This is a genomic window from Endozoicomonas sp. ONNA2 (assembly GCF_024606365.1).
In the GTDB taxonomy this organism is placed as follows: Bacteria; Pseudomonadota; Gammaproteobacteria; order Pseudomonadales; family Endozoicomonadaceae; genus Endozoicomonas.
The window spans coordinates 1-5,077 of record NZ_JAHHPO010000900.1 but is presented as its reverse complement, the minus strand read 5'-3'; the positions used below and the strand labels follow the sequence as shown (position 1 = coordinate 5,077).

The following is a 5,077-nucleotide window of genomic DNA, read 5'->3' as shown; positions in this document are numbered from 1 at the left end:
TGCACCAGTTTGTTGAAACTTTGCCTTGGCAAACTGGGCATAAGACACAGTAACCGTTGGCCCTTGCCTGCAGCCATTAAAGCAGCCCGGTCTTGTTGGTCCCGAAAGTCAATCAGTGTAAAACCAGTGGTTCTGGCGATTTCGTTCAACGCACTCTTGCCTTCTTCAGTACTGAAAGCGCTGACCGAAGTGGTCACCACCACCGGAAGGTGTTCCGATACCTGATCCTGATGTATTTTAATGGCGCCAAGCCAGTTGGTTAGTATCGTTGTTTTAGCATGGCCCAAATCACCATGATGCAGACCATAAACTACAGCGGTTTGTATTTCCCCTTTAGCGGCTGAATCGCACAGTTGGTTAATTGCAGTGATTAATGTTGCCTGATGGCTATCAACGGATTCGGCCGATATTTCCGTTTCCTGTAATTGCAAATCATGACTGAAAATAATGGAGTTTACCGGCAGATTCAAAGGGGTGATATTATAATCAGGCATTGGACTGATGCCGTACATGGAAGCAATGGTCGATTTGACAATGGATTTTAAAAAATTGAATGGGCTTGACCATGGAGAGTTGCCATTATTCATGTTGGATGTGTCGGGATCCAGATACATTGACTCGTGTTCAGAGCGAAAACGATAGGGTTTTACATTAAGACAGGACTCCGGTACGTATCCTGATTGCCAGTAAATTGCTGCGGCTCCGATGAATGAGAGAGTAACAGCAGCATTGATTTTATTCTCCATTCGGACGGGACAGGTGGAAATGATAACCCTTGTATTTTTTAAATAAATTTCCTGGGTGCCCGGTTTAATTTTTATGCCTGGCAGTAAGTAAGCCAGCTTCGATAACGCTATACGCTGTTTCTTTATGTAACTTACCTGTTCCTCATGGCTGTATTTCTGTCGTGTCATGAAATCACTGTCATCCGGAGGTGACAATTGTGCATGAATCGTTTTGGCACCCAGGGCAACCAGGGTTTTAATCATTTCGATCGATGCCGTGGCATCACCCATAGCCCAGAATTGGTCTTTTTTATCGGCACTATCTGTGTAGCAACGTAAATAAACGCCTATTTCCGGCAATCCGCTGAGCAAGGCTTTTACCTGTAACAGATCGTCGGTGGACGATATGCTCCCGGGAAAGTAATTCGCTAGCTCACCAGGTAATGAATGCAGGTGCAACCGTGCGGCCTGCTTTGCTACCAGGATATTTTTTTTGGCAATTTCATGCTTTTCCCGCTGAAGGGTCTGTTGGAATAGTTTTTTATCGAAATTCTTCACCGGGCAAAAAGGTAGCTTCACTTTCTCCCGGGCATCTCTGATCAGTTTTGCACAGGTAGAATTTTTTTTGCATATGAATTCAGAGGCATATTCCATTTTGGTCAGGTGATTGATGAACAAAGGTTGCTCAAGAAGGTATTGCAGAATTTTATCATGGTCACTTGTTATAGCTAACTGGATTAAAGTAGCCAAGCTTTTTAAAAAAGGACTTTTTGTGGTGAAAGAATCCGGATACTTTTGTACGAGTAATTTTAAACAGTCCAGCCGACCATACGCTATGGCATCGCGAAAGTAAGGGTATTTAAATAGAACCCCTTCGGTTTTTTTCCTGCTGAGAATAGCTGCCACGCACTCTGTATGCTCATTCCTTATCGCCAGCAAAACAGGGGAATCGCCACGCCAGCGCAACATATGCCTGCCAGTTTCATAATCAAGCATGGCCATTAAACCGGCGGTATTTCCGTTTAGAGCTGCCAGCTGAACCGGGTTCATTCTTGATTTGTCGATTGCCACCAACGCATTATCCAATGATGAGGTATCGGGGTAGTTGTCCAGTAAAAATCGCAAACATTTGTTTTGTTTTTCTCTGGCTGCAATATGTAACGGGTGTTCACCGTTATCATTTGTTGTCTGCAACAGGTGCCGGGCGCTGTTAACGAACACCCGGCATAATTCTTCATGGCCATGTAATATCGCCAAATGCAGTACGGAGTTACCATTTGCATCTTTAATATTTAAAGAAAGGGGGTTATTGGTAATGCATTCTTTTACTTTTTTTGCATCTCCCTGTTCTATCAGGTTTATCAGGTCTTGCCTGGGTGAATTAGCTTGCTGGGTGAGCTGACACGATGAAGTTGCTTTCAAAGAAATTGGCAGTTCCTCCCTCTGCGCCTTTAGCAATTGCAGTCGATCAGACAACTGCAAAACTGGTTTTTTACCACTGGAACCGGGGTCAGGGTCACCAACAATGGCATCGGCCGGGTTCAGTTTTACCGCTCTTGTGGCAAAAAAGCTTCCGGACAACACTGTGTTTTGCGAAGGCCGTAATACCGTGGGCTGGCCAACGGATGCCGCTTTGGTAGTGTCTGTTCCGGGTTTATGCTTTTCAGACAGGACTTTGGTGGTTTTATCAATATCTACCGTGCTTTGAGGATTGGATGATATTGGAATTATCATTCCTGTTGGCTGCATTTTTTTCTCCTGAAAATCCCATCTCGTAATAACATATGTATATATGACATTTGACAGCTTAAAAAGTTCTCGCCCGGTGAGTACCGTTTGACTTGTTGTTAAGTGGCTGGCCATATGGCGTCGAATATTTACCCGGGCCGGTACTATGTGAGGCGGAGGGACCATAGCCGTAGCTATGCTGCCTTCGTCGCGCCTTGCATAGTAATTGCCCACTTAGCCAGAAATATGCGATTCCATTTGGCCAACTACCTGGGAATGAATTGTCCTGAAATAACTGCCACATTTCTAAAGGCGCTGCCCGCTTCGCAAAAAGCTGGAGCTACTTGTGTTTTTGCGGGAAGCGGGAGCTGTAAGTGGGCGGCGACAATTTCCCGGACTGAATAAAATGATGAAATTATTCCGGGACAATTCCTTATGTGGCATGAATTGATGGGAGCGAACAATAACAAGACGTCGATTCTCCATTATCTAACTTCTGGCTCCCTGGCTTCTGGTTTCCTGGTTTCTGGCAATGTCAAGCATCCCAAGCAGCTGATTGACTGATGCCTCCAGTCTGGCAACAAATGTCAGGGCTTTTTCCCGATTCTCCTTGTTCCAACTGACGGTCATACGCAGGTCGTTCTCTGTGGGATAGTAGGCAATACCCAGCCCGTCATTGTCCACAGGCCCAAAGACAAAGTGGCTAATACTTTGATCAGCGACACAGGATGTGGACAACGTACTCCTGTTGACCAAATCCTGATAAACGGGGTCAGCAAAAATCCCGGGTTTATTGGCTGCTTGCTCCGGGTGCAGCGTTTCCCATTTTTTCTCCAGGGCAAACAGGTGGCGGCAGATCCCTTCTCCCGCCTTACACTCTTTAATTTTCTGCCTGTGGGCCTTGAGGGCTTTTCTTAACAGTTCAGCCTTTTTCGCACCCGGGATATTGGCGTTGTCAAGCGCAGTCAGGAATGTCAAAACTTCCGGCGAGAAACTGCGCAAATCATCGGTACGACCGTACTTGAATTGCCGCATTGACACCGATTCATACGTCGGGGGCGCCTTATAACCGGCGTGACAGGCTGCCAGCTGGAACACCAGCTGATAAAAGGCATCCGGGCTGATCGCCTGCTCTTTCAATGCAGTTTGGTCAACGTTTTGCACAGTGACCTCTTTTAACTCAACCTGAGCCAGCAGATCTTTAAAGCAAGCTGATGCACTTGCCAGCTTTGACTTCAAGTTGTCATTTACTTCAGGAACCAGCCGTTCGACAGTGGGTAGAAGCTCTCCATTCATCGATTTGCCACTGCTCAATCGCTGTATTATCCGATGGAATAGCGGGAGCCAGGCGCCAGCATCGGCTGGCGTATGCTCGATGGTTACACCAACCTCGCCATTGGCCATGGCAATCAATTGCAGCGACTTGTCAAAACACCGGTTACTGCCATTACCAGCCAATAACTGCTTGCCACTCGCTTGCCCGTCAGGATCATCCAGGCAAACACAGCAAAATGCCTCTTCAACCTGTTGCCATACTGCGCGATTGACGCCACTGGACTCAATAAACTCCTTTTGCAGTGCAGCGCACTGATTGCGCCCCCCTGATGTCATTGGCGTTAAATCAATCGTATCCTCCCGCCCTGGCGCAAGATTAATGGCGTACAGCGTTGCTGCAAGGTCGTGCAGACTGATTTTCCTGCCTGATTCATCGGCTATTTGCAATCGATGAGGTTGTCCCTTTGACAGCACAATGATGTGCTGTTTTTTCCCCTGAAGGCACGGAATCAGCTGATCTTTACCCTGGCAGGCCTTGCGGTGACTGAACAGCTGAGCCGGTTGACTCGTGCAAAGGGCCCGGCCTTTCTCATATTCAACCGCCAGCTTTTTTTCCTGGATCATTTGCAGGTGCTCATAGGCACCAAGAACAGCCCCGGAAACCGGATAAAAAGTATGGGCCACCCCTGAAGCAGCGCCGGTTACAACCGTTGGCAGATTTAATTTCAAGGCAAAGCTGACATAAACGCCAAGGGGTAATCTCGATGTGAGATAACTGTCTGTCCAGCCTCTGCTGAACCAGCCAGCTTCGGTTGAAGCATCATTCTCAAGGGCTTTTTGCAGGTCAACCGCAACGTTTGAATGAAAGTCATCCAGCTTTTTCACAAACTGTGCAACATCACTCTCAACCCACCTGCCATCCATCCTGGCAACCAGCGATCCAAGTTTATTAAAGGTAGATTGCCACTGCGGCAAGGGTAGTGGTTCCGCTTCCCCTGTCCGGGAGGCACTGAACGCTGTCAAGGGCTGGGCAGGAATTGAGCGTGCCGGGCCCCTGACTGTCGTTACCGCTTTTACTGCTTTAACCCGGGCGCCAGAGGGCATCCTGCAAAATATGGAATTATTGACCGGATGCGATAAGCTCATGCTTGCCCCGGCAATATTACTACCAGGAACGGGGTCCATATCTGTACCTTCATTACCTTGGGAGCTGTCCTGAAATAACTTCGACATTTTTACAGACGCTACCCGCCGCCCGCTTCCCGAAAGCTGAAACGCTTGTGCTTTTGGAGGTAGCGGGCGGCGGCATTTTCCCAGTCTGAATAAAATGATGAAGTTATTCCGGGACA

Annotated in this window: 2 protein-coding genes; both read right to left on the bottom strand. The window is 47.6% G+C overall.

Features of this window, described 5'->3' with window-relative positions:
• Nucleotides 1–2,474, bottom strand: a 2,474-nt coding sequence (locus KDK14_RS16010) for an ankyrin repeat domain-containing protein (protein WP_257266178.1), incomplete at its 3' end; no start/stop codon positions are given.
• 468 nt (nt 2,475–2,942) lie between these two features.
• Nucleotides 2,943–4,913, bottom strand: a complete 1,971-nt coding sequence (locus tag KDK14_RS16005) for a choline/carnitine O-acyltransferase (RefSeq protein WP_257266177.1) — start codon at nt 4,911–4,913, stop codon at nt 2,943–2,945.
• Nucleotides 4,914–5,077: the final 164 nt, after the last annotated feature.

What these genes read in the sequence shown, in the direction of transcription:
- KDK14_RS16005 (WP_257266177.1), bottom strand. Translation starts at nt 4,913, where the DNA reads ATGGACCCCGTTCCTGGTAGTAATATTGCCGGGGCAAGCATGAGCTTA.